The sequence below is a fragment of the Clostridium cylindrosporum DSM 605 genome (assembly GCF_001047375.1).
Classification (GTDB): domain Bacteria; phylum Bacillota; class Clostridia; order Clostridiales; family Caloramatoraceae; genus Clostridium_AB; species Clostridium_AB cylindrosporum.
In genome coordinates this window covers 33681-58647 of record NZ_LFVU01000001.1, presented here as the reverse complement: position 1 = coordinate 58647, position 24967 = coordinate 33681, and the positions used below count along the sequence as shown (strand labels likewise).

Genomic DNA, 24967 nt, shown 5'->3' with positions numbered 1-24967 from the left:
TATGAATTTAATAAAGACGCAAGGTGAATTAGACGAATTAATCAATAAAAATATTATTACAGTAGTTTATTTTAGTGGAACCACCTGTGGAGCTTGTGAGGTAATTAAAATCAGAATTAATAATATGTTAAGTAAATTTCCATAAATAGCTAGGTGTGAAATAAATGGTGAAAAAAGCATTGAGCTTTCAGCTAAATATCAAGTTTTTTTGTTACCAATTATGTTGTTGTATATTGAGGGTAAAGAAACCTTAAGAATAGGAAGAAATGTAGATTTTCTTCATTTAGAAGAACAAATTAGTAGATATTATGATATGAGTTTTAATTAAGATATATTAAGGTTATGAAAGATGTGAGGTAAGCTTGATGAAATAATTTAAGGTATAAAACCTATCAAAATCTTTTGTTACTGTAATTGATCAAACAAAATAGAATTGAAAGATATCTATATAATCAATTTAGGAGTATATTATATCAAAGGAGGTGTAGGATGAAGCAGTTTTATATAAAACAGAAGGTGTTTAGTCTAAGTGGCAAATTTACGGTAAAGGATCAGCAGGAGAATGATGTTTATTACGTAGAGGGAAGTTTTATGCAAATCCCAAAGACTTTCTCCATTATGAATAGAACAAGGGAAGAAGTTGCACTTATTACGAAAAAGGTGTTTAGCTTTCTACCGAAGTTTTTCGTTGAGGTAAATGGTCGAGAGGTATTAACTATAAAGAAGGAGTTTTCCTTCTTTAAAGCTCACTATACAATTGATACGGCAGGTATTGAAGTACATGGAAACTGGTGGGATATGGATTTTCAGGTGTTACAACATGGTGAAGTAGTTGGTAATGTAAAAAAGGAATGGTTCACCTGGGGAGATAGCTATAAGGTTGAAGTATTAAAAGAAGATATGGAGATTATGATTATTTCACTAGTTATCGCAATTGATTGTGTGAAAGCTGACCAAGCAGCTGCTTCCTCAGCAACAACTTAGTTGGATATATAAGTTAAGAAGAAGGAGCATTTTTGAAGAGTACTCCTTCTTTTTTATGATTAATTATTGCTTAATACTTCACCAAGTAATTCTATACCTTCTCTTATTTGATTTTCACTTAAACACCCAAAACCTATTAAGAAAACAGGGTTATCTAAATTATTATTATTTGCCCAGTATTTTGAAGTTGGATATATTCTAACACCTGCCATTTCTGTCTTTTGAATAATCATATCCTCAGGCATACCGTTTCTTATTTCTAGAAGTATGTGCAGACCAGCATTTCCACCAATCAATCTGACCTTATCATTTAAGTAATATTCGATAGATTTTATTAATGTATTGTGTTTTTTACGATAGATTTTACGCATCCTTTGAACATGTCTCTCCCAGTAGCCATTAGACATAAATAACTGAAGAGTCTTTTGATTTAGTCTTGAGGTTGGCTGCTCATACATAGACATATTCTCTTTATATTTATCTAGGAGTTTCTTAGGTAGTACCATATAACTTATACGTAGAGAAGGTGCAAGAGACTTTGAAAATGTACCTAAGTAAATAACACGTTCATCCTCATCAAGGCTTTGTAGAGATGGGATAGGTCTACCGATATAGCGAAACTCACTATCATAATCATCTTCAATAATAAAGGCATTAGTATCTCTAGCCCATTTTAAGAGGTTTTGCCTTCTTGTTATAGGCATAACTACTCCCGATGGGAATTGATGAGAAGGAGTAACATAAACAAATTTTGGGGAAGCCTCTCGAAGTGTTTTTAAGCATATACCATCTTTATCTAGGGGGGTAGGAGTTACTTTAAAGTTGTTTTTCTGAAAGATAAACCTTGAAATATTCCAGCCAGGGTCTTCAATGGCTATTGATTTATCATCATTATCTATTAATTCACATAATAATTGTAGTGAGTTCTGGGTTCCTGATGTGATTATCACCTGACTAGATGAGCATAATACACCTCTTGATAATCTAAGATAGTTTACTATTTCTTCTCGAAACTCTAATTCTCCTTGATGATCTCCATACTGAAGAAGATCTCCATTAGATAGTTTTAAAGCCTTAGAAGTTAACCTTCGCCATAGGTTAAAATCAAAACTCTCAGTATCAATACTTCCATAATGAAAATCATATTTGATTCTATTAGAAGATAGGGGAGAAGAAGTAGTCATTTTACTAATCTTTGGAGAATTAAATGGCATTTCCTCAATTTCTTGAACATACATACCACTTCTTTCTCTACTTTCTATATATCCTTCAATTAATAATTGTTGGTACGCATTATCCACTGTGATTTTACTAAGCTTAAGATAATCTGCTAGGTAGCGAATAGAAGGGAGTTTAGTACCTTTTTTTATTCTATTAGATTTTATTTCTTCACGAAGATATTTATAAAGCTGTATGTATAGCGCTTCATTAGAATTTTTATCTAAATTAATCATCATCTCTTTCATAATACACCTCCAAACTGTACCTATTAATTATAGAGTAACTGTATCTAACGATATTGACAATGCTATGATAGACTATTCTCAATTAGATTTGAAAATAAAGATTATTAATTAATGGGGAGGAATTGACATGGGTTTAAAGTATGTTGTTATTATTCAGTGTGACATTACACAAAGAAGATGTAGTGGTATAGCTTGTACTGATGCTTTTTATAATAGAGAGGGAATGTTTAAAGAATACGAAGAGGATGTAAGATATATTTCTTTTACTTGTGGGGGCTGCTGTGGAAAAGGTTTATCAGCAAAGTTAGAGCAATTTGCTAAAAAGTCTAGAAAGCTTAGTGAATTAAATAAGGATGATGTTGTTATTCACCTGTCATCTTGTATGGTAACTGATAATCATCACTCTGATAGATGTCCTCATGTTGACTATATTAAAAGTATTATCCAAAAGAAGGGATATAAAAATGTAGTAGAGAAGTCATACATATATGAAAATACAGAGAAGAAAAGAGAAAAAGGTATATATAAAAGTTATTAATAGTATTTAGGCGAGATGATGTTTTATATCACGATTATCAAGTAGTAATATCAAAACAAATTTATTAAAAACATAAAAAACCTTAAATAGCCTTTGTGAAAGAAGAAATGCCCCTATGTATTTGGTATATTTTACCATAATATATAGGGGCGTACTATAACAATAGGATATAATAAATCAAGGAAAAAGTCTAGTACTTTTCTTCATAAAGCATTATAATTATCCTTGATTTAACAAAGGGGGGTGAAGTAATGTTGAATAAGACAGAGAAAGAGGAAAGACAGTATCTTAATGAGATATTGAAAAAACTGAAAGCAACATATCAGGATATTGACCAAAAGATATCTGATTATGCAAATGAGGTTCAAGAAACGAAGAAATATCTCTGGGAAAACCTTGCACAGATGGATCAGGCAGAAAAAGCGGCAAACCGTATTGCTGTTCATGAAACTATTGGTTTTGGAGAAAAAGCTGTTGTGCAAAAACAAAAGATTGATAAACTGATCTATTCTCCATACTTTGGAAGGATAGATTTTCGTGAGAATGGAGAAGGCAAGGAAGAACCTTTTTATATTGGAATGCATTCCTTTGGAGAGGAAAATGGCGAGGATGTGCTGATCTATGATTGGCGTGCACCGGTTTCCAGTATGTTTTATGATTTTGAAATGGGGGAAGCATATTACACTGCACCTATGGGAAGGATTTGCGGAGATATTTCTTTGAAAAGACAATACAAGGTTAAAAATAGTCATATGGAGTATATGCTAGAAAGTGCACTGAATATAGGAGATGATGTTTTACAAAAGGAGCTTAGCCGTACTTCTGATGAGAAGATGAAGAACATTGTATCTACTATACAAAGAGAACAAAACAGCATTATCCGAAATGAAGAGTCAAAAATCCTAATAATTCAAGGGGTGGCTGGTTCAGGAAAAACCTCTATCGCACTTCATAGGGTTGCATTTTTGTTATACCGCTTTAAAGAGAAGCTGACTTCAAAGGATATCTTGATTATTTCACCAAATAAAGTTTTCTCTGATTATATTTCAAGTGTCCTACCAGAGCTAGGTGAAGAGGAAATCATGGAAATGGGCATGGAGGAAGTTGCAGAGGAGGAGATGGCGGGAAGGCTGAATTTTCAATCCTTCAATCAGCAAGTTACAGACCTTATGCTTACAGAGGATGATAGAGCCATTGAACGCATCAGATACAAAGCTACTTTGGATTTTGTAAGTGATCTTGATTCCTATCTAGAAAAGGCAAACACTGAATACTTTTCTCCAGAGGATATTTGCATTGAAAGTATCAAGGTATCAAAGGAGTATTTGATGCTAAGTTATATAGCCTTAAAAAGAATGCCTGTTAAGAAACGTCTAGAGAAAATAGCAAATGATATTATAGAAAATAGAAAAACAAGTAATGGTAAAAGGATAAAGGCTGAAATTGCAAATCAGGTTAAGACTGCTATCTTGAAAATGTACAAATTCAAGGATGCACTTTCTTTATATAAGAATTTCTATGATTATATTGAAAAGCCAAAGTTATTCCATTTTGTAGAGAAGAATAAACTTGAGTATGCTGATGTATTTCCTTATATATACACAAAGATGTTTTTTGAAGGATTTGAAACAAACTTTAAGTATGTAAAGCATTTGCTAGTAGATGAAATGCAAGACTATACTCCTATACAATATGCGGTTATAAGAAAGCTATTTAACTGTAAAATGACGATCTTAGGTGACAGTTTCCAATCGGTTAATCCTCATAGTGCTTCATCCCTTGAGATTTTAAAAAGTGTTTTTGGGGATGCAGACTGTATGGAATTATGCAAAAGCTACCGTTCAACGATTGAAATCACAAATTTTGCACAAAAGATTAAAAGCAACAGCAAACTGGTTCCAATTGAAAGACATGGTGAAGAGCCTACAATAAGAAAATGTGCAACCTTAGAGGATCAATCAGAAGAGATTAAAGATTTGATTAATGATTATGTAAAATCAGCTTACAATTCACTAGGAATAGTATGTAAAACACAGGAACAGGCAGCAGAGATTTATAATCAGATCAAAGATAGGTACAAGGATGTTTTCTTACTGGATTTTGGCAGTACTGAGCTAAAGGATGGAATAATTATTACAACCGCCCATATGGCTAAAGGGCTAGAGTTTGACCAAGTAATAGTACCTTCTGTTTGTTCTTCTACCTATCATACGGATTTGGATAGAAGCATGTTGTATGTTGCATGTACTAGAGCTATGCATCGATTGGATCTGACTTATTGTGGAGAATTGACCCAATTCCTATAATAAATCACAATCAGCTCTTTATAAAACATAAGCCCATCATTAATGGTAAATCCTTTAGTCATCTTCGATAATAAAGGCATAAGAGGGATTTTATCTCTTTCATAATACACAAGCAAACATATTAAAAATATAAAAAGCATAATTTATATAGTAATAATTGATATGGAAAAGGTAATTAGATGATAAATTTTATCTCCAATATTATATATAGTTTTCTTATATCCTTTGGTGTAATAGTAGGGGCAAGTGCCTTTGGAGGACTTGCAGCTATTATAAACAATCAACCTCCCTTAAAGACTATTATTGATTTAGCTGGATCAATAAAAATATGGGCTGTTGCAACTGCACTAGGTGGAACATTTTCTACATTTGAGGTATTAGATGAGGGAGTTTTTAAAGGGGAAATTCGTCTTGTGATAAAGCAAATGGTCTATATTTTGGTAGCTCTTTTAGGTGCAAATGCAGGGTTTTATTTAGTTAAGCTGCTACATAGGTGTGGTCAAATATGGGGAGAGTAAGAAAGGCAGGTTTCCTTTTATTTTTCTTAAGTGGATTCATATTAGGTGTATTACTAGGGTGTGCTAGTTTAAGTGCATTTATTAGTTATAGACTAGACGAATATCATCAAAGAATAGCAATTTTAAATTCCATAATTGATGAAAAGAATATGGTATTAGAAAAGTTAGAGGATAATATCAATAAGAAAAAGCTTATAGTTAAGGATATTGAGATTAATCTTACTTCTAAGGAAGATGAGTTAATAAATATAGAACTTAAAAAGTATATCCAAAAAAAGCTTGGAACCTTTGTTGGTAAGGAAGTAAAAAAGGTTGAGGCGGATATGCTTTGGGAAGTTATTAATCAAAGGATTATGAAAATTGGAGGCAAAGAATATAGGTTGAAGGCAAATAAAGTTGTAATATCTGAGATTATTAATATATGGATTGAAATTCAGCCATTAAAGAAATGAGTGAGAAGTATATATTCTTACTCATTTTTTATGTGTGTTTAAATTTATAATATAATATATAGAATACATATAGATTACGACTAGGATAAGAAGGATTAAATTATAGTATTAGAATAGCGGAGGTAAATATGATTAATTGTCAGTATAAGATATGGATAGAGGCGGAGGAGTGGGAAGGTGGAGGATTCCATGATGTGTTTAGAAGATGTTATAATTAATATTATTATTTAAGGAGAGGTACTAATTGATAAATACAATTATAAAGGCTGTTATTTCATTTGTTACTACTAATATCGATGATATATTCATTCTTATGTTATTTTTCTCTAGGGTAAATAATTCTCTTAAAGTAAGACACATTGTTCTTGGTCAGTACTTAGGAATTGCATCATTAGTGATAATAAGCATTCTAGGTGCGCTTGGAGCAAATCTGTTTCCAAGTAAATATATTGGACTTTTAGGTATTGTACCTATATATCTAGGTATAAAAGAGTATTTAGAGTATAAAAAGGGAAATGAAGATGATGATGAAGTAGAAGAAATTAATGAGAAAATAAATCAAGAAAATACGAGTAAAAGACTTATTAGTATTATAAGTGTGGCAGGTGTAACTATAGCAAATGGAGGAGATAATATAGGAATTTATATACCACTATTTGCTAGGTTAAGTACATTTGAAATTTTAGCTACAAGTATAATTTTTATTATACTTACGGGAGTTTGGTGTTATATTGGTTTTAAACTTTTAAAGTATCCATTTGTAGAGGGGATTATAGAAAGATACAAGCATATTTTTGTACCAATAGTATTTATAGCATTAGGTATATATATTTTTATAGAAAGTGGAACTATTGATTTAATTATATAAGTTAAATATGTAATAGTTTGCTGAAAGAAATAATATAATTTATATAAAAACCTAAAATCAATTTATATAAGAGTATTTATTGGAGGACAGAAATGTTTATTCATACAGTTAAGCCTGGTGAATCTTTATATTCAATAAGCAAAATGTATAATGCACCTATTGATCAGATACTTATGGTAAATGGACTTGAAGAAGTAAATATTGTTCCAGGGCAGGCTCTACTTATACCACTTTATGTTTATACTGTTCAACCAGGGGACACTTTATTTACTATTGCAAAGAAAGCATATGTTTCATTACAGCAATTAAGAGCAGCAAACCCTTCGATTAAACCATATTCATTACAGCCAGGAATGAAAATAACAATTCCTAATATATCAAATTATCTTGCAAGTTCCTTAAATTTTTATGTTGTTCGAACTCCATCTTTAGATCGTGAACTAATCAATAGATTCGCACCTAATTCAACTGCAATATCTATTTTTGAATATCACTTTTTACCTAACGGGGATATTGCAAATGATTTAGATGATTCAGCTGCTATTCAAACCACTTGGGAAAACAGGGCAACACCCCTTGTAACTATTACTAATCTAACTCCACAGGGTTTTGGTACTGAGCTTGTTCATCAGATGTTAAATAATCCAAGTTCAAGAAGAAATCTTATTAATAATATAGTTCATTTAGTAACCAGAAAGGGATATGGTGGAGTAAATATTGACTTTGAAAGAGTAAGTGCTCAGGATAGAGATCTTTTTACAGGGTTTCTACGTGAATTAAGAGATAGTTTAGGTAGATATTATATTACTGTAGCTGTTCCAGCAAAAACAAGTGAAGATATTCCATGGTTAAGAGGATATGATTATGGAGGAATCGGCTCTGTTGTAGATTCTATGTTTGTCATGGCATATGATTGGCATCATCCAGGAAGTGAACCAGGACCTGTAGCTCCAATTGATGAAGTTAGAAGAACAATTGAATTTGCTATGAAGAGGGTACCAAGAAATAAGATTATGCTTGGAGTGCCTAGATATGGGTATAACTGGCTATTACCATACAGACCAGGAATAGCTGCAACTTCTACATCTAATCAAGATGCCATTAGAACAGCTATGAAGTATCAAGTTCCTATACAATATTCACAGGAATATAAATCACCGTTTTTCCGCTATAGAGATGAGCAGGGACAACTTCATGAGGTTTGGTTTGAAGATGTTAGAAGTATAAGTGAGAAAATGAAATTAGTTCGAGAATACAAGTTGCAAGGAAGAGGTCTATGGCAAATAGCTCTTGAGTTCGCACCAGGACCTTGGCTTGTAAGAAAGTTTTTCACCATAAGAAAAATATAATAAAGTAATATTAATTATACAGAAAAGCATAATATATTAAATTTTGTTATGTAGGAAAAGTATCATTGCAGAAATGGTGTTATTAGCCTAAACTATAGAGTCGAGAGCTAGATAGCCTTATCTGTAAAAATCCCCATATGCTTAGAGATATGTCGTCAAGGGAAGCGGTTTTTAGACATAGCTTTTAGCATATGGGGATTTTGTAGATTAGGCTATCTTCTCGAAGAGCTCGTGGTTTAGGCTAATGACACCATTCCTGTAGTGCACTATTCCTCAACTTCCTCCATGAGAATTTCCCATCTTTCATAAAGTTCATCTATTTTCTTTTTATTATTGTTAATCTTAGTATTTACTTCTAAGGATTTTTCAGGATTTGAGTAAACCTCTTCATTGCAAAGGTCCTCTTCAAGAGAAGCTATTTCACTTTCAAGCTTTTCTAGAGTTTTTTCTATATCCTTTATTTCAAGTTTTGCCTTCTTTATCTTTTCTCTTTCCCCACGAAGTTTTTTTCTTTCTTCCTTTACCTGAGTTTTTGTTTTTCCAACAGTACTTACTACTAGATCATCATCATTTGCATTTTTCTTTTCTATGTAGTACTGGAAGTTTCCAAGATACTCAGTAATACTATTTTCATCTAGTTCTAGTATTCTATTTATAATCTTATTAAGGAAGTATCTGTCATGGGATATAACAAATAATGTTCCGTCATAGCTAAGAAGAGCCTCTTCAAGTGCTTCACGTGAAAGTATATCAAGATGATTTGTAGGCTCATCAAGAAGTAGGAAGTTAGGTTTGCTTAACATTAGCTTAAGTAGAGCTAGACGGCATTTTTCTCCACCGGATAGTAGGCTTATTTCCTTAAATACATCATCCCCAGTAAATAAAAATGCGGCTAGTGTATTTCTAACATCCTTAACAGCCATGTGAGGGAATGAATCCCATATTTCATCAAGTATTGTTTTGTGTGTTGAAAGTTCACGTTGTTCCTGGTCATAATATCCTATTTGAACGTTTTTACCGATTTTTATATATCCAGATGAAGGGGCAATGTCCTCCTTTATTATCTTGAATATTGTACTTTTACCACGACCATTTTCACCTATTAGGGCAATTCTTTCCTCACGTCTTATCATGAAGGAGATATTCTCAAATAGTTTTCTGTCTGAGTAGGATTTAGATAGTTCATCAACTATCATAACATCAACACCACTTTTAACTTTACATTCAAAGTTTATTCTAGATGATTTTTCATCTAGTAGTGGTTTATCTATTCTTTCTATTTTCTCAAGCATTTTCTCTCTGCTTTCAGCTTGTTTAATGCTTTTCTCGCGGTTAAATGATCTGAACTTTTCTATCATAGATTCAATTCGTTCTATTTCTTTTTGTTGAAGTTCATATTCCTTAAGTCTTTGCTTGTATCTTGTTCTTCTTTCTTCAATAAAGTAGCTATAATTTCCACCATATTCCTCTACAACTCCATTTGTAAGTTCAAATGTTTTAGTAGTTATTACATCAAGGAAATATCTATCATGGGAGATAATTATAACTGTTCCTCGATAATCGCGAAGGAAACCTTCAAGGAAGTTGATAGCCTCTAGATCAAGATGGTTAGTAGGCTCATCAAGTAGAAGTACATCAGGATTTTGTAGAAGTAGTTTTGATAATGCTACACGGGTTTTTTGTCCCCCTGAAAGTAGACTAATACTCTTATCTAGATATTCTGGTCCAATTCCAAGACCTACAAGTATTCCCTTAGCAAAACTTTCACAGCCATATCCATTTTTCTTCTCGAAATCATCTTGAAGTCTTCCGTATTCCTTAAGATATTTTTCATAATTGCTATTATCTGAGTCATTTGCATTTTCAGCTATTAGGACCTCAAGTTCACGAAGTCTATATTCAATAGATTTTATATCTTCAAAAACCTTCATAGTTTCTTCGAAAACTGTTAATTCTTCATCAAGTCCTAGGTTCTGAGAAAGATATCCAAGCTTTTTATCCTTAGGAATAAATTTTTCTCCACTGTCAGGAGTTATTTCCCCGGTAAGTATTTTGAAAAGGGTAGTTTTACCTGCTCCATTTTTACCAACGAATCCTACCTTTTCATTTTCATTTATTGTAAAGGAAACATCCTGTAATATTACATCAACACCGTATGATTTTGTTATTTTATTAAGTGATAACGCCAACATAATAAACACCTCTAGTTAATTATTCTACAGTAATTTTACTTTTTATATGCAAATTATGCAACTTTTTAAAAAAGACTTTCAATATAGTAGTAAATATTATTCTAATATAGTAAAATAATTATAGGATAATGGATAGCTTTAAAAGAATATGTGTATAATATTACAAGTTACAAAAAAGGATGTGGTAATCATGGGTAAGTCTACAGTAATTTCTATGGCAGTGGTAAGAAGACTTCCGAGATACCGTAGATATTTGTCAGAGTTGTTGGAGAATGGTGTAGATAGAATATCCTCAAAGGAACTATCTGAACGAATGAATCTTACTGCTTCCCAAATAAGACAGGATTTTAACTGTTTTGGCGACTTTGGCCAACAAGGATACGGTTATAATGTTAAGGAACTTTATAACGAAATAGCTAGAATTATAGGATTGAATAAGTCATATAATACTGTAGTTGTAGGAGCAGGGAATATTGGGCAAGCTATTGCTAACTATAGTAGTTTTGGAAAGCTAGGATTTAACTTAGTAGCTATATTTGACGTTAATCCAAAGCTAATAGGTCTTAAGTTTAGAGATATTGACATTAGAGATGTAGATGACTTAGATAGTTATCTTGATGAAAATAAAATAGATATTGGAATTATATGTGTGCCTAAGGCACAAGCTCAAAGAACGGCTGATATTTTTCAGGATAAAGGTATTAAAGCTATATGGAATTTTGCGCCAATTGATTTAAAAGTACAGGAAGGCGTAGTTATTGAAAATGTTCATTTAAGTGATAGTTTATTAACTTTAAGTTATAGGTTAAATGAGGCGGAATTATTTGGTACAGAAGAAAAATAATCTTACTTTATATGCATAGGATAAGAATAACATTACCTAGATTTAGTTTATAGGAATGATAAATTAAATTATATATAGATTAAGTAGGCTATTATCAAAGGACTTTTTTATAAGGTCTTTGATAATAGCCTATAATTATAAGGATTAACGAATAAAAATTATCTAAAGATAATAAAACTATGGACGACATATATTATGTACTACTAGGTAGTAATATACACACAATTGTAGAAAAAAGGGGAAGAGTAATGTTGTTTAATTTTAAAAATGAATCCTTAAGTAAACTATTAGATTTCCATGAATACAGTGATGAGGATATTATCGAGCTTAAAAATTCAAAGGATAAATCTATAAGTTTTGCAGCGAGGCTTGCACTTATAATAAAAAATGTATCAAAAAAGGTTCGTGAAGTTGTAAAGGGGAATTTGAGCCTATCAACGGAAATAAGTAGTTTTAGTATAAACTTGGAGTTTTTTTCAAAGAAGCTTATAAGTATAGCAGAGATTCTTAAAGAAGATTCAGGAAGTCTTGTTTCATCCGTTGAGGAAACAAATGCTTGTATGGAGGATGTAAGTAAAACCTTAAATGAAAATACCTCTGCATTAGGCAATATCTCAAGTGAGGCAGATTCTATAAAGGAAATCTTAAATGAGGATAGACTACTTTTAGATGAAATTAAGTTAGCCAAAAAGGAATTATCGGATTATGCAATATCTATGCAAAGTGACATGGGAAATCTTCTAAAGCAAATAGAAGATATGAAGGCAATTGTCGCAGGGATTGGGAAAATCTCTGAACAAACAAATCTACTTGCTTTAAATGCTTCCATTGAAGCTGCAAGAGCAGGGGAAGAAGGTAGAGGTTTTGCCGTAGTAGCAAATGAAGTTGGAGATTTATCTAAAAACACTAAGCAGCAGTTAGAGCTCATGGAAAAGTTTATGAATACAATAGAGGAATCATCAAAGAAAAGTAATGAAAGTCTTTCACATACTTTAGTAGGAATAGAGAAGGTAAGTGAAAATACTAATAAGGTTGTAGACTCATTTACCCATAGTATAAATTCGGTTAATAATATTATTAGTGATATAGGAACACTAACTTCAAAGATGGAAGAGATAAATGCATCAAGTGAAGAGATAAATGTTACTATGAAATCCATTGAGGATTTTGCAAATGAATTAACATTTGTAAGTGATGACATTTATGAATTCTCAAAAAAGTCTCAGAAACTTTCATCTAAAATTGCCAGTATAGAAGATAAGGTTTCTAATATAGCAAATATTAGTGGAGATATAGCTACCTGTGAATATTTTAAGATTTCTAATAAAGAGTTTATTAATGTTATGGAAAATGCCATTAACTCCCATAGGGCATGGGTTAATGATCTAGTTACTATGACAAATAAAATGGAAATTAGTCCTCTACAGTCAGACGGACATAAGTGTGGCTTTGGGCATTTTTATCATTCAGTTTCACCTTCTAATCATGAAGTTAGAAAGGTGTGGGATAAAGTAGATGGAATTCATAATGAGCTTCACTCTATAGGTGATAAGGTTGCTATGTGTATAAAAAGAGGAGACAGTAAAGGGGCAAATGATTTAACTAAGAGAGCAGTAGATATATCAACTACTATTATAGGAATGCTAAGTGATATGTCTGATATGGTTAATAAACTTGAAAAGAATGGAGAAGAAGTATTTTAAATAAATATTTTTAATGTAATAAAAAATAGGTAGATTATAAATTCTACCTATTTTAAGATTCATGTTCATATAGTGCGGCTATTTGACCTTCACCAACAGCCTTAGCTAGTTGATAAGGTTTTCCTGTTATATCACCTGAGGCAAATAAACCTTTAATATTAGTCTCCATGTTTTTGTTAACCTTAACATGAGGACCATCTAGTTCAAGTCCTGGAACAAGAGAGGATAGGGGATAACTATCCTTTATTATGAAGTATCCATCACATTCTATAGAAGAGTCTTTTAAATTCAGCTTATCAGCTTTCATATTTCCTTCAAAGCTTTTAGGAACTCCAGTAATAATTTCTATGTTATCATTAAATGATTTATCCTTGACATTAGTCATAGGAACGAAGTAGACTTTCTCACAAAGTGTAGAAAGAAAATTAGCATCTGTTACCGCCTCATCATTATACCCTACAACACAAACAGTTTTGTTCCTATATAAAGGAGCATCACATGTAGCACAGTAGCTAACTCCAAGACCAAGAAATTTATCTTCATTTTCAATGGTTTTCTTAAAGTTAACTCCTGTTGCCAGAATTACTTTCTTCGCCTGAATCATCTCATCCTGTGCTTGGATAGTAAAGGATTCACCCATAGCATAAATAGTTAAAACTGATTTGTCAGAAATAACAACATCTGTTTTACTAAGATGATTATTTAAGGCCTCCATAAAATTAACACCTGTAATTCCAGGTAGTGCAGGATAATTATCTATAATAGGAGACAGTAGTACCTTTTTACTATCTCCGCCAAAAATAATTGCCTTCTTACCCCTTGCGTAGGAGTTAATTGCAGCTGATATACCAGCTGGACCTTTGCCTATAATTGCTACATCATACATTAAAGGTTAAGTGCTCCCTTAATTGCATCTTCGATTTGTTCCTTTGGTTGGAATCCTACAATCTTACTAACTAGTTTTCCATCATTAAAAAGAACAAGTGTTGGAATACTAGTAATTCCTAGTTGTGATGCTGATTGTGGGTTCTCGTCGATATTAACCTTTACAATTTCTACTTGACCATTAAGGCTTTTTGCTACTTCTTCAATAACTGGTGATAACATTTTACAAGGCATACACCATTCTGCCCAGAAATCTACTAAAACAGGTTTACCTGCATTTACTACCTCTTCGTTGAAGCTTACATCATTAACATTTGCTACCATAATTTACTCCTCCTCGTATACCCTCTATGGGTATATTATATTAATATTATATTAGAAATATAAGGATAAGTGAATCCTTATTGAAAAAATTTTTTAATAGAGTTAAAATTAATATATTGCTTGAAACTAAATATTAATTAATATATATTATCCATTAATATTGTAAAATATTATACCATAATATGCAAATAAAAATTTTTCTTTCTTACTTATATTTTATCGTAAAGTTTCAAAATATATTCAAAGATGTTATGTTAAATAAAATTAAAGGGGATATTTGTTATGAATTTTAAAGAGTATGATAAAGGTCTTTATATAGAAAATGTTCAAGATTTTAATATTAAACACATATTTGATTGTGGGCAGTGTTTTAGATGGAATGAAGAGGAGGATGGAAGCTATATCGGAGTTATACATTCAAAGGTTTTGAGACTGTATGAAGTAGATGGAAAGGTATATATAGAAGGCGCAGATTCAGAGGATATTGGTCTTTTAGAGGAATACTTCGATTTAAAAAAGGATTATTCAAAAATTAAAGATATAGTAAGTGAAAATGATGATGTATTAAAAGAGGCTATTAAGTGTGGAGAAGGAATTAGAATACTTAAGCAAGAGCCATTTGAAACTGTAATTTCCTTTATAATATCTGCTAGAAACTCAATTCCAAACATTAAAAGAACAGTAGAAAAGCTAAGTAGAAACTTTGGAGATAAACTTGAGTTTAATGGAAAGGTGTATTATTCATTTCCAACACCAAAGCAGCTAAGTGAGGCTACAGATGAGCAGCTTAGAGAATGTGGATGTTCATTTAGAGCACCATACGTACTTCAAACAACTAAGGATGTATTAGAAGGGAAAATTGATTTATATGCTCTTCGTGAGCTTAGTACTGATGAGGCTATGGAAAAGTTAACTGCTCTTAAGGGAGTTGGAATAAAGGTAGCAGACTGTATAATGCTATTTTCCCTAGGAAAAACAGATGCCTTTCCTGTAGATGTATGGATACAAAGAATAATGGAGCATTTCTACGTAACAGAAAAAACATCTCTAAAGAAAATGAGAGAGTATGCAAGGGAAAAGTTTAAAGAAAATGCAGGAATAGCTCAACAATATCTTTTCTATTATGCAAGAGACTTTAAGGGAAGAGAAGGATTTGGAAAGGATAAGTAAAGAAGGCTGCATGCTTCAAAGCTACTTAGGGATTTTTCAGAATATAAGTTTATTATAAATTGAGCTAACTTATTATAGTTAGCTCTTATTTTATGGTTAGAAAGTTATTTTTAGGCAATAATACTATTAGAATTGCTAAGGAGGGTTAAAATGACAAAAGCAAAGAGTATATTGCCGATAAAAGGATGTATTGCACCACAGCTTTTTAATATAGAGGGAGAAAGTCTTATATTTTTTGAGAAGGTTAATCCAGAAGAAGGAAGGTTTTTTACTATTAATGATAATGGTTTTAAGCTTCTACATAATGTATATGAGTCCCATGGAATGATTGAAGGGGGAGAACTCTACTCTGTAAAGATAGGAGTAAATACAGAAATCAAAAGGATTTCAAAAAATCCTATACATATACAAATTAATGGAACATACTTTGATTTTAAAGTAGATGAAGATGATAATATTGTTTGTCTTGGCCATGATGGTGAAAATAGCATTATAAAAATATTTTCAAGTACAGGGGAAGAGATAAAAAATATCTCTTTAACATCACTATTTTTCGCAAGTTCAATCAAAGTAATTGGAGAATATATCTGGGCCGCTGGATTTACAGCTAATAATGAGTTTAAGTTGGTTAAAATTAACTACATAGGAGCTTTGTTAGAAGAGTTTATTATAGATTCTGATGCTGATGAAAGGCTTATATCTAAGATTCAAATTGATGAAGAAAGAATTTATTTAAACATAAATGGTGAAAACGATAGCATATATATTCTAAAAAGAACAGGTGAAAAGATAAGGGAACTATACCCAAAGCATCTTAATATGAAAGAGATAGTTGATTTTGTAGTAAAGAATGATGAAGTATATATTCTAAGTAATAAGTCTATACATATATTTGATATTAAGCAGATGGTTGAGTGTAGGGATAAGCTTGTAGCTGTTCCTATAGTGAAAGAAAATGTCAAGATTCCATATGCATACTTTATGATTATAGAAATTCTTAAGGAAAATTTTTTAATTAGTATTATTTCGTCAATAATTATATATACATTTATATATAGTTTAGGATATATAGATTTATCCTTGATCCAAAGTGTATTTTTCATTTGGACATTGTCTGGGGCATTTGCATTATCTATTGGAATTTTTAGGCTGAGAAGTAAGTCTACTCGTATTATGTATCTTCTGCATATACAGCAAAAAAATATATCAATAGGAATAGAGCGTAGCTTATTCCTATACACTATTGTGATGTCTATATTTTCTTTGCTATTTGTATATGATTTACGTATAATAAATGGTATACTGTACGCTATAATGCTTGTTTTGACACTTATGATAGATAAAGTATTTGAAGGAGATATGGACCATAAAAGAGAAGATATAGTTGTAGAACTTTTAAGTGGTGATAAAAAGCTTCATAGTAATCTAAGAAATCTAATTAACCACTCAGAAAAACAAGAAAAAATATTACTTAATATTAAAGTTGAAAAGGATTTTAACAAAAAATATCTTTCAAAATGGAATGATTCAAGATCTTTTATTTTAGGAAGAGATATAAATTATATTTTCTTAGATAAAACTTTTGTAGGTGTAATTGATCTTTCAAAAAGAGACATCAAGTACTCTAAGATTTCCATACTAGCAGACCTTATAACTTATATAGGAGAAAGAGGTACAGTAAAAGAAGTTAATGCTATGTGGGTAGACTGAGGTGAAAAAAATGGAAGATAATAAGGATAAGTACTATATTGTTAGTTCTAATGTATTACCTGAGGTTTTTATAAAGGTAATGGAAGTAAAGAAGATTCTAGGCGAAGGCACATGTGATAAGATAAACGATGCAGTAAAGATGGTTGGAATAAGCCGAAGTACATACTACAAGTACAAGGATAGTATTTTTGATCTTTATGATGAAAGGCGAGATAACATCATAACAGTAATGCTAATGCTTGAGCATGTTAAGGGTACATTGTCAAGAATTTTAGACCTTATTGCAAAGCATAATGCAAATGTCTTGACTATTAATCAGAACATACCTCAAAACAATATAGCAATGGTTTCCTTATCAATAGAAGTTTCTAATCTAGACGAAAGTATAGAGGAATTGTTTGATTCTATTCAAAGTCAGTTAGGAGTTAAAAGTCTAAGGGTTTTATCAAAGTTTTAATTTAAAAATTCAAGAAATTAATAAAAATATTGAGAAACTATTAGAAAAGTTAAAATATTTTTAGTTAATTGAGTAAATATGCTTTGAATAAGTAATTTTTGGTTAAAAATAGGCTTGAAAAAACCCCTAGTTTTATTTATATTATAAATATATTAGCACTCAACTTAATAGAGTGCTAATAATAAAAGTGAGAAGATAAATAAATTACATATAACTTTAAGGAGGGATTATTAATGACACTAAGACCATTAGGAGACAGAGTTGTTATTAAGAAAGTAGAAGCAGAAGAAACTACAAAGAGTGGAATTGTGCTACCAGGAGCAGCGAAGGAAAAGCCACAAATAGCTGAGGTTATAGCTGTTGGACCAGGAGGATTCCAAAATGGCGTAGAAGTTAAAATGGAACTTAAAGTAGGAGATAAGGTAATTTTCTCAAAATACTCAGGAAATGAAGTTAAGGTTGATGGAATTGAATATACAATACTAAAGCAAGAAGATGTTCTAGCAATAGTAGAATAATTTTTACTTAAAGAAAGGGGAGAATTTTTTTATGGCAAAACAATTAATTTTTGGTGAAGACGCAAGACGTTCAATGCAAAAAGGTGTTGATAAATTAGCTAATACAGTAAAGGTGACACTTGGACCTAAGGGAAGAAATGTTGTACTTGATAAGAAGTTTGGTTCACCACTTATAACAAATGATGGTGTAACAATCGCTAGAGAAATTGAACTAGAAGATCCATATGAAAACATGGGAGCTCAACTAGTTAAGGAAGTTTCAACTAAGACTAATGATGTAGCTGGAGACGGAACTACAACAGCTACACTACTTGCTCAAGCAATTATAAGAGAAGGTCTTAAGAACGTTACAGCAGGGGCTAATCCTATGCTAATCAGACAAGGTATTAAACTTGCTGTTGAAACTGCTGTTGATCAAATAAAGGAACTTTCAAAGCCAGTAAGTGGTAAGGAAGATATAGCTAGAGTTGCTGCTGTATCAGCTGCAGACGAAGAAATAGGAACTCTTATTTCAGACGCTATGGAAAAGGTAGGAAATGAAGGAGTTATAACTGTTGAAGAATCAAGATCAATGGGAACTGAACTTGAAGTAGTTGAAGGTATGCAATTTGACAGAGGATACCTAAGTGCATACATGGTAACTGATACAGATAAAATGGAAGCTGACATTGATGATGCATATATACTTATTACAGATAAGAAGATATCAAACATTCAAGAAATACTTCCAGTTCTTGAGCAAATTGTACAACAAGGAAAGAAGCTAGTTATAATTGCTGAAGACGTTGAAGGTGAAGCACTGGCTACTCTAGTTGTTAATAAGCTAAGAGGAACATTCACTTGTGTTGCTGTTAAGGCACCAGGATTTGGAGATAGAAGAAAAGAAATGCTTCAAGATATAGCTATCCTAACAGGTGGAGAAGTTATTTCAGAAGAACTTGGACGTGATCTTAAGGAAGCTGACCTTTCAATGCTTGGAAGAGCTGATAGCGTTAAGATTTCTAAGGAAAACACTACTATTGTAAATGGTAGAGGAGATAAGGAAGCTATTAAGAGCAGAGTTTCACAAATAAAGAGCCAAATCGAAGAAACTACATCAGAATTCGATAAGGAAAAACTACAAGAAAGACTTGCAAAGCTTTCAGGTGGAGTTGCTGTAGTTAAGGTTGGAGCAGCTAGTGAAACAGAACTTAAGGAAAGAAAGCTTAGAATAGAAGATGCTCTAGCAGCTACTAAGGCAGCTGTTGAAGAAGGTATAGTTCCAGGTGGTGGAACAGCTTATATCAACGCTTTATCAGCTATAGAAAAGATTGAAGCTGAGGGAGATATTAAGGTTGGTGTATCAATTATAAAGAGAGCACTAGAAGAGCCAGTAAGACAAATTGCTGAAAATGCAGGTGTTGATGGTGCAGTTATAGTTGAGAAAGTAAGAAATAGCGAAGCTGGAATCGGTTTCGATGCATACAAGGAAGAATATGTTGATATGGTGAAAGCAGGTATTGTTGATCCAACTAAGGTTACAAGATCAGCACTTCAAAATGCTGCATCAGTAGCATCAACATTCCTTACAACTGAAGCTGCTGTAGCAGATATTCCAGAAAAGAAGGATGCTGCTATGCCAGGAATGCCAGGTGGAATGCCAGATATGTACTAAAATAAACTTAATGAATAAAGAGTCCAAATTGGACTCTTTATTTTTATATATTCATATATATAAGTTTATTTATAGTTAAATTTTGATCTATTAAAATAGCATTAATTGCTTGTTTAACGCTTGGCTCTGGAAGAATAAATCGGAGGTTTTTAAGAAGTATAACAAATTGAAATTCCTTTTCTATACTAAGTTTAATAAGATTTGATGTATCAGAAGTAATAGTCTTTTCCTCTAAAACCTTTTCATGCAAATCTTCTCCAGTAGCGAGTTTAAATATTTCCTTTAATATTTTAAGGTGTGAGTCTTTATCTATTATTATGGATTTCACTATATCCTGATGAGACTTTTTATTGCAACTTTTATGGATTATCTTATATCTAGTTATATCCATTTTAACTTCAATGATGCATTCCTTTAGTGTATTTATTATCCTTGAGTATTCTGTACCTGATGAGTTAGCGCAGCTCATATTGTACTCTTTCCAGGTATAGCAGCAAGCACAAGGCCAGGAGTGAACTGCGTACCATTAAATGATAAAAGTGTTTGAATATATCCTAAAACGTCAGATGGCGCATTGCCAACTATTTTTTGGAATGCCATAAGTTCCATTACTCCATCATCATTAATATCTACTGGGAACAAATATCCAAGTGGTAATACATTACCTTTAACAGGATTTATTAGCTTTCCATTAGCAAGATAGAATTTAGAAAGATACTCAGGTCCTTTAAATCCTATATTTAATACATATTCTTTTTTAGTATTTGTGCCTGTAACTTGTACTTCGTAATAATCTTTAAAGATTACACTATAAATAGAGTCTTGGTTAAACTGCATAAAGTTAAAAAGGCTTTTTGGATTATTGTCTATCATTGAGAATAAGTAATAAAAGTAGTTTCCACCAGGTACATTTTCAGCAATAGATATAAATATATCCTTTGCACCATCTCCAGTAAAGTCAGAAAGAACCATTCTTGGATTAGTTCCTGCATTGAATTTAAATCTAAGATAAGTAGTTTTCTTAGTTTTCCCATCTATTACGCCAAGGGTTATATTGTCAAAGAAGTCAGGTCCAAGGGAGCTAGAAGGTTGAGTACCTAAAAGATAAACCTCATCAGGTGTACCGTCACCAGTTACATCTCCTGTTTGCATATCAATAATATAATAATTTACCTGAGGATTCTGATTAAGCTCAGGATCAAAATAAGTTTCCATAGAATTCTCCTTATAAAATAATGACTACATTACTATAATATGAAGTTAAATAATATAGGTTAATAAATTTAAAAAAATAAAAAACTGCTGACAATTTACATTGCCAGCAGCTAGAAAGCTAACTATTTAATTTATTAATAAAAGCTTGAGTTAAATTTCCATTAAGCTTAACTCCAAATGCTTCAAATTCCCTTTGAAGTGCTGTAAGAGTATAGATTATATGTTGAGCTTTTGCGTTTTCACCCATATGACCTATTCTTATTACTTTTCCCTCTAAATAAGCTACAGAGCCACCTATCAGAAGGTTATAGTTCTTAGCAAGGTTATCACGAAGAGTCTTGTCATGAATTTTGCTATCTAGTTCAATAGCTGTTACTGTGTTTGAGAATCCACTTTCAAGATATAACTTAACTCCTACTTCCTTTAAAGCATCCCTTACGGCAGATGCTATCTTTTCATGTCTTATAAGTATATCTTCCTCTTCAAGAATATTATCAATAGCGGCTCTTAGGCCATAAATATCGCTTATAGGCATAGTATACGGGAACCAAGCATTCTCCTTGTAGTTCTTCCACATAAGAAGGTTACAATAAAATCCTGCTATAGGTGTTTTTCTGCTTTCCATAGAAGAGAATGCATCGTCGCTTATAGATAAAAGCGTAAGTCCAGCAGGTGCTGATATAGCTTTTTGGCTTCCACCTATAGCAATATCTATTTTCCATTCATCTACCTTTAATTCTTCTCCACCCATTGCAGCTACAGAGTCTACAACAGTTATTATTCCGTATTCCTTAAGAAGTGGACATATAGTAGATGCATCATTTAAAACACCAGATGGGGTATCGCAGTGTACAAGAGTTGCGTATTTAAAATTAGAATCCTTTTCAAGAAAGGCTTTTAATTTATCTACATCAAAAGCTTTTTTCTCATCTGACTTTAAAACCACAGCTTCTCCGCCATACATTTCAGCAAAGTCCTTAAATCCTCCGCCGTATACACCGTTATCAAGCACTAGTACTCTATCTCCCTTTTCCGTAAGAGATGCACATGCAGCTTCAAGTCCTAGTATTCCTTCACCGCTTAGAACTGCTACAAGATTTTTTGTCTTTAAGAATTTCGCTATTCTGTAGCATGTTTCTATATAAAAGTTTTTAAAGTTTATGTCGATATCTGGGTTAGTACATTCGATTGATCTTGCCATTCTAACATTTTCACGAACCTGAGTTGGACCAGGTGTCATAATTAAAGGTACTCTCATATTAATAACCTCCTAAGCACCGTACATGTTACTAAAGTACTTATATCTTTTAAGAATTGATGCAAGTGGTAAACCAAGAACAAATCCTATAACTATTTGAGTTATATTTCCTGGAATGTTTGCAAGTGGAGCAACAAAGCTACCTAACATAAATATTTCCCCAATATAGTAGCCTGCAATCATAACTAGGCCACCTAAGATTATTCCAAGTGAGTTAAATAAAACAGATTTTCCTTGTTTACCTGCTGTGTAAGCAAGTGTGCCTGCGATATAAGCCATTAGACCCTTTGATATAAAAGTAATAAGTGCGTAAGAAGCCCATCCACTTACTACATCAAATAGTGCCATACCAAATGCAGCTGCTATAAAACCTCTTCTAGGTCCAAATACAATAGCTGCAACAAAAACCATAACGTTACCCATGTGAATAAGTCCACCGCCTGAAGCGAAAGGTAGAGTAAATTGTACGAAGAAAGTAAATACAAAAACAAGTGCAATAAGTAATGAGCATGTTACCATTTCAAAGATTTTTGATCTTTTAATAGTAGAGTTTTGATTTTGTTCAAATAATTTTTCCTGTGCCATAATTATCCCCCTTATAAATAAAAAATAATGTACCCATACATTTATATTAAGTTTTTCGATACAGTTATTATATATAATAAATTTTTATAGTCAATAAAAATTTATATATAAAATGAGGTTTAATATTTAGATAATAGGAGAAAATAAATATCCAAGGGACAATTTAATTAATGTAGACAATTTATGAACTTTACCCTTGCATGTTTTCAATATAAGTGGCATACTAAACAAGTGTGTAAAATTTAGAAATATAACGGTAACCCATATTAAGAAAGGATTTAGAATGGAAAATACGAATTTTAATGAACTAGGATTAAGTGAAGAAATAATTAAGGCGATTGAGGCCATGAATTATACAGTACCATCAAAGATACAAGAAAAGGCGATTCCGGTTATAATGGATGGATATGACATAATAGGAAGAGCACAAACAGGAACAGGAAAAACCCTTGCCTTTGCTGCACCGATTTTAAGCGGTATAGAAAGAGATAAAGGAAAGATTAAAGCATTAGTATTAGCGCCTACTAGAGAACTTGCACTTCAAGTAAATGAAGAAGTCAAAAAAATATCATCATTTTCTAAGATAAAGTCATTCCCAGTTTATGGTGGAGATTCAATAGATAAGCAAATAAGAGAAATTAAAAGAGGAGTAGACTTTGTAGTTGGAACTCCAGGTAGAGTACTTGACCTTATGAGAAGAAAGGTTATAAACCTTGAAAATCTTCAGTATCTAGTACTAGACGAAGCTGATGAAATGCTAAACATGGGCTTTATTGATGATATAGAAGAAGTTATGGTATCAGCGAGTCCAGAAAGACAAACACTTCTTTTCTCAGCTACTATGCCAAACGCTATTAGAGAACTTTCAAAGAAATACATGAAGGCTGACTCTGTAAGTGTTCAAGTTGAATCAAAGAGTAAGACAGCTACAACAGTTAAGCAATACTACTATGAAGTAAGACGTGACCTTAAGTTTGAAGCTTTATGTAGAGTTCTAGATGCTACAGAAATGCAATCAGCAATTATTTTCTGTAAAACTAAAAAGGGTGTTGATGAACTTGTAGAATCAATGCAACAAAGAGACTATAGTGTTGAAGGTATGCATGGTGATATGACTCAAGCTCATAGAACTAATACACTTAGAAAGTTTAAAGAAGGAAGCCTTAAGATACTAGTTGCTACTGACGTTGCTGCTAGAGGAATCGACGTTGAGAACCTATCACATGTTGTTAACTATGATTTACCTCAAGATACTGAAAGCTACATCCATAGAATAGGTAGAACAGGAAGAGCTGGTAACGAAGGTGTTGCACTAAGCATAATTAACTCAAGAGAATTTAGAAGAATTAGAGATATCGAAAGAGAAACTAAGGGTAAAATAGAAAAGGCTATAGTACCAACAGTTGAACAAATTTTTGCTACTAAGAGCAAAACAATGTTAGAAACTGTGAAGACTCAACTAGCTACTGAAGAATACAAGAGATTTATTCCTATAATAGAATCACTAAGTGAAGAAACATCTCCTATAGAAATAGCTGCTGCTCTTATGAATAGCATATACCAAAGAGAAGTTTCATTTAACTATGCAGAAGACTTTAAAGAAGAGTCAAGGGACAGACGTCGTGACGACAGAGGAAGAGACAGTAGAGATAGTAGAGATAGTAGAGACAGAGGTAGTAGAGAATACTCAAGAGGTAGAGGAAGAGATAGAGATAAGGGATTTGTTAGATTATTCGTTTCAGTTGGAAAGAAGGATAATGTTAACGCATCTGCACTATTAAGATTCTTTGCTGATAGAGCTAATATTACTAAGAGAGACATTGGAGCTATAGACATATTTGAGAAGTTTACTTTCATTAATACTAGTGAGAATGCTAAGGATAAGATATTAAATACTTGTCAAGGAAAGAAACTTGATTCAAGAACAGTTAGAATCGAGGTTGCTAACTCAAAGTAACATTTAAATATAGT

The 24967-nt window shown here is 32.1% G+C and carries 24 protein-coding genes; 16 read left to right on the top strand and 8 right to left on the bottom strand.

Translation table 11 applies throughout. From position 1 onward, the window contains the following. Position 1 precedes the first annotated feature (1 nt). Both CLCY_RS13935 and CLCY_RS00260 read left to right on the top strand, forming a co-directional pair. Positions 2-145 carry a thioredoxin domain-containing protein gene (locus CLCY_RS13935; protein ID WP_242844919.1) on the top strand — a complete coding sequence of 48 codons (144 nt, stop codon included), beginning with the start codon at positions 2-4 and terminating at the stop codon, positions 143-145. Positions 146-489: 344 nt separating this feature from the next. Continuing rightward, complete coding sequence (locus CLCY_RS00260) at positions 490-984, top strand: LURP-one-related/scramblase family protein (RefSeq protein WP_048569133.1); 495 nt, start codon at positions 490-492, stop codon at positions 982-984. A 59-nt stretch (positions 985-1043) separates the two neighbouring features. Here CLCY_RS00260 and pdxR read toward each other — a convergent pair whose 3' ends face one another. Beyond that, positions 1044-2450, bottom strand: coding sequence for a MocR-like pyridoxine biosynthesis transcription factor PdxR (gene pdxR / locus CLCY_RS00255; protein WP_048569132.1), 1407 nt, complete (start codon positions 2448-2450; stop codon positions 1044-1046). A 127-nt stretch (positions 2451-2577) separates the two neighbouring features. Between pdxR and CLCY_RS00250 the strand changes: the two genes are divergently transcribed. From CLCY_RS00250 to CLCY_RS00225, 6 genes are all read left to right on the top strand, one after another. Further along, positions 2578-2988, top strand: coding sequence for a CGGC domain-containing protein (locus CLCY_RS00250; protein ID WP_048569131.1), 411 nt, complete (start codon positions 2578-2580; stop codon positions 2986-2988). 251 nt (positions 2989-3239) lie between these two features. Next, positions 3240-5294, top strand: coding sequence for a HelD family protein (locus tag CLCY_RS00245; RefSeq protein ID WP_048569130.1), 2055 nt, complete (start codon positions 3240-3242; stop codon positions 5292-5294). Between the two features lie 179 nt (positions 5295-5473). Next, complete coding sequence (locus tag CLCY_RS00240; RefSeq protein WP_048569129.1) at positions 5474-5812, top strand: YtrH family sporulation protein; 339 nt, start codon at positions 5474-5476, stop codon at positions 5810-5812. Then, positions 5800-6264: a sporulation membrane protein YtrI gene (locus CLCY_RS00235; RefSeq protein ID WP_048569128.1), complete on the top strand. Its 465-nt coding sequence runs from the start codon at positions 5800-5802 to the stop codon at positions 6262-6264. Before CLCY_RS00240 ends, CLCY_RS00235 begins: the two co-directional genes overlap by 13 nt. 244 nt (positions 6265-6508) lie before the next feature. After that, entirely contained in the window at positions 6509-7132 is a 624-nt protein-coding gene (locus CLCY_RS00230; RefSeq protein ID WP_048569127.1) for a cadmium resistance transporter, read from the top strand. 92 nt (positions 7133-7224) lie between these two features. Next, complete coding sequence (locus CLCY_RS00225; protein WP_048569126.1) at positions 7225-8481, top strand: glycoside hydrolase family 18 protein; 1257 nt, start codon at positions 7225-7227, stop codon at positions 8479-8481. A 266-nt stretch (positions 8482-8747) separates the two neighbouring features. On the opposite strand, the gene abc-f is transcribed toward CLCY_RS00225, so the two are convergent. Further along, the gene (gene abc-f, locus CLCY_RS00220; protein WP_048569125.1) at positions 8748-10673 is read right to left on the bottom strand and encodes a ribosomal protection-like ABC-F family protein; all 1926 of its coding nucleotides are present in this window, start codon (positions 10671-10673) and stop codon (positions 8748-8750) included. A gap of 190 nt (positions 10674-10863) precedes the next feature. On the opposite strand from abc-f, the gene CLCY_RS00215 reads away from it, so the two are divergent. Continuing rightward, a complete protein-coding gene (locus CLCY_RS00215; RefSeq protein ID WP_048569124.1) occupies positions 10864-11517 on the top strand; it encodes a redox-sensing transcriptional repressor Rex in 654 nt (217 codons plus the stop codon). Between the two features lie 248 nt (positions 11518-11765). Then, on the top strand, positions 11766-13220 hold the full coding sequence (locus tag CLCY_RS00210; protein ID WP_048569123.1) for a methyl-accepting chemotaxis protein: 1455 nt from the start codon (positions 11766-11768) through the stop codon (positions 13218-13220). A 52-nt stretch (positions 13221-13272) separates the two neighbouring features. Here CLCY_RS00210 and CLCY_RS00205 read toward each other — a convergent pair whose 3' ends face one another. Further along, positions 13273-14106, bottom strand: coding sequence for an NAD(P)/FAD-dependent oxidoreductase (locus tag CLCY_RS00205; RefSeq protein WP_048569122.1), 834 nt, complete (start codon positions 14104-14106; stop codon positions 13273-13275). Further along, a complete protein-coding gene (trxA, locus tag CLCY_RS00200) occupies positions 14106-14429 on the bottom strand; it encodes a thioredoxin (protein WP_048569121.1) in 324 nt (107 codons plus the stop codon). The genes CLCY_RS00205 and trxA overlap by 1 nt, the downstream gene beginning before the upstream one ends. A gap of 282 nt (positions 14430-14711) precedes the next feature. Between trxA and CLCY_RS00195 the strand changes: the two genes are divergently transcribed. From CLCY_RS00195 to groL, 5 genes are all read left to right on the top strand, one after another. Continuing rightward, the gene (locus CLCY_RS00195; protein ID WP_048569120.1) at positions 14712-15599 is read left to right on the top strand and encodes a DNA-3-methyladenine glycosylase family protein; all 888 of its coding nucleotides are present in this window, start codon (positions 14712-14714) and stop codon (positions 15597-15599) included. A gap of 150 nt (positions 15600-15749) precedes the next feature. Beyond that, complete coding sequence (locus tag CLCY_RS00190) at positions 15750-17309, top strand: hypothetical protein (RefSeq protein WP_048569119.1); 1560 nt, start codon at positions 15750-15752, stop codon at positions 17307-17309. Positions 17310-17319: 10 nt separating this feature from the next. Further along, positions 17320-17766: an ACT domain-containing protein gene (locus CLCY_RS00185; protein WP_048569118.1), complete on the top strand. Its 447-nt coding sequence runs from the start codon at positions 17320-17322 to the stop codon at positions 17764-17766. 233 nt (positions 17767-17999) lie between these two features. Then, positions 18000-18284, top strand: coding sequence for a co-chaperone GroES (gene groES, locus CLCY_RS00180; protein WP_048569117.1), 285 nt, complete (start codon positions 18000-18002; stop codon positions 18282-18284). Positions 18285-18315: 31 nt separating this feature from the next. Further along, positions 18316-19938: a chaperonin GroEL gene (gene groL, locus CLCY_RS00175; protein WP_048569116.1), complete on the top strand. Its 1623-nt coding sequence runs from the start codon at positions 18316-18318 to the stop codon at positions 19936-19938. Between the two features lie 43 nt (positions 19939-19981). Here the strand turns inward: groL and CLCY_RS00170 are convergent, their stop codons facing one another. From CLCY_RS00170 to CLCY_RS00155, 4 genes are all read right to left on the bottom strand, one after another. After that, positions 19982-20407 carry a hypothetical protein gene (locus CLCY_RS00170; RefSeq protein ID WP_048569115.1) on the bottom strand — a complete coding sequence of 142 codons (426 nt, stop codon included), beginning with the start codon at positions 20405-20407 and terminating at the stop codon, positions 19982-19984. Then, on the bottom strand, positions 20404-21153 hold the full coding sequence (locus CLCY_RS00165; protein ID WP_048569114.1) for a hypothetical protein: 750 nt from the start codon (positions 21151-21153) through the stop codon (positions 20404-20406). The genes CLCY_RS00170 and CLCY_RS00165 overlap by 4 nt, the downstream gene beginning before the upstream one ends. A gap of 118 nt (positions 21154-21271) precedes the next feature. After that, positions 21272-22411 carry a pyridoxal-phosphate-dependent aminotransferase family protein gene (locus CLCY_RS00160; protein ID WP_048569113.1) on the bottom strand — a complete coding sequence of 380 codons (1140 nt, stop codon included), beginning with the start codon at positions 22409-22411 and terminating at the stop codon, positions 21272-21274. Between the two features lie 12 nt (positions 22412-22423). Further along, entirely contained in the window at positions 22424-22996 is a 573-nt protein-coding gene (locus CLCY_RS00155; protein WP_082141637.1) for an ECF transporter S component, read from the bottom strand. Between the two features lie 283 nt (positions 22997-23279). Here CLCY_RS00155 and CLCY_RS00150 point away from each other — a divergent pair, with 283 nt between their 5' ends. Beyond that, positions 23280-24953, top strand: coding sequence for a DEAD/DEAH box helicase (locus CLCY_RS00150; protein ID WP_048569112.1), 1674 nt, complete (start codon positions 23280-23282; stop codon positions 24951-24953). The last annotated feature ends 14 nt before the right edge of the window (positions 24954-24967 follow it).

Coding starts and splice junctions, on each gene's coding strand:
- CLCY_RS13935 (WP_242844919.1), top strand. CDS start 2: ATGAATTTAATAAAGACGCAAGGTGAATTAGACGAATTAATCAATAAA.
- CLCY_RS00260 (WP_048569133.1), top strand. CDS start 490: ATGAAGCAGTTTTATATAAAACAGAAGGTGTTTAGTCTAAGTGGCAAA.
- pdxR (WP_048569132.1), bottom strand. CDS start 2,450: ATGAAAGAGATGATGATTAATTTAGATAAAAATTCTAATGAAGCGCTA.
- CLCY_RS00250 (WP_048569131.1), top strand. CDS start 2,578: ATGGGTTTAAAGTATGTTGTTATTATTCAGTGTGACATTACACAAAGA.
- CLCY_RS00245 (WP_048569130.1), top strand. CDS start 3,240: ATGTTGAATAAGACAGAGAAAGAGGAAAGACAGTATCTTAATGAGATA.
- CLCY_RS00240 (WP_048569129.1), top strand. CDS start 5,474: ATGATAAATTTTATCTCCAATATTATATATAGTTTTCTTATATCCTTT.
- CLCY_RS00235 (WP_048569128.1), top strand. CDS start 5,800: ATGGGGAGAGTAAGAAAGGCAGGTTTCCTTTTATTTTTCTTAAGTGGA.
- CLCY_RS00225 (WP_048569126.1), top strand. CDS start 7,225: ATGTTTATTCATACAGTTAAGCCTGGTGAATCTTTATATTCAATAAGC.
- abc-f (WP_048569125.1), bottom strand. CDS start 10,673: ATGTTGGCGTTATCACTTAATAAAATAACAAAATCATACGGTGTTGAT.
- CLCY_RS00215 (WP_048569124.1), top strand. CDS start 10,864: ATGGGTAAGTCTACAGTAATTTCTATGGCAGTGGTAAGAAGACTTCCG.
- CLCY_RS00210 (WP_048569123.1), top strand. CDS start 11,766: ATGTTGTTTAATTTTAAAAATGAATCCTTAAGTAAACTATTAGATTTC.
- CLCY_RS00205 (WP_048569122.1), bottom strand. CDS start 14,106: ATGTATGATGTAGCAATTATAGGCAAAGGTCCAGCTGGTATATCAGCT.
- trxA (WP_048569121.1), bottom strand. CDS start 14,429: ATGGTAGCAAATGTTAATGATGTAAGCTTCAACGAAGAGGTAGTAAAT.
- CLCY_RS00195 (WP_048569120.1), top strand. CDS start 14,712: ATGAATTTTAAAGAGTATGATAAAGGTCTTTATATAGAAAATGTTCAA.
- CLCY_RS00190 (WP_048569119.1), top strand. CDS start 15,750: ATGACAAAAGCAAAGAGTATATTGCCGATAAAAGGATGTATTGCACCA.
- CLCY_RS00185 (WP_048569118.1), top strand. CDS start 17,320: ATGGAAGATAATAAGGATAAGTACTATATTGTTAGTTCTAATGTATTA.
- groES (WP_048569117.1), top strand. CDS start 18,000: ATGACACTAAGACCATTAGGAGACAGAGTTGTTATTAAGAAAGTAGAA.
- groL (WP_048569116.1), top strand. CDS start 18,316: ATGGCAAAACAATTAATTTTTGGTGAAGACGCAAGACGTTCAATGCAA.
- CLCY_RS00170 (WP_048569115.1), bottom strand. CDS start 20,407: ATGAGCTGCGCTAACTCATCAGGTACAGAATACTCAAGGATAATAAAT.
- CLCY_RS00165 (WP_048569114.1), bottom strand. CDS start 21,153: ATGGAAACTTATTTTGATCCTGAGCTTAATCAGAATCCTCAGGTAAAT.
- CLCY_RS00160 (WP_048569113.1), bottom strand. CDS start 22,411: ATGAGAGTACCTTTAATTATGACACCTGGTCCAACTCAGGTTCGTGAA.
- CLCY_RS00155 (WP_082141637.1), bottom strand. CDS start 22,996: ATGGCACAGGAAAAATTATTTGAACAAAATCAAAACTCTACTATTAAA.
- CLCY_RS00150 (WP_048569112.1), top strand. CDS start 23,280: ATGGAAAATACGAATTTTAATGAACTAGGATTAAGTGAAGAAATAATT.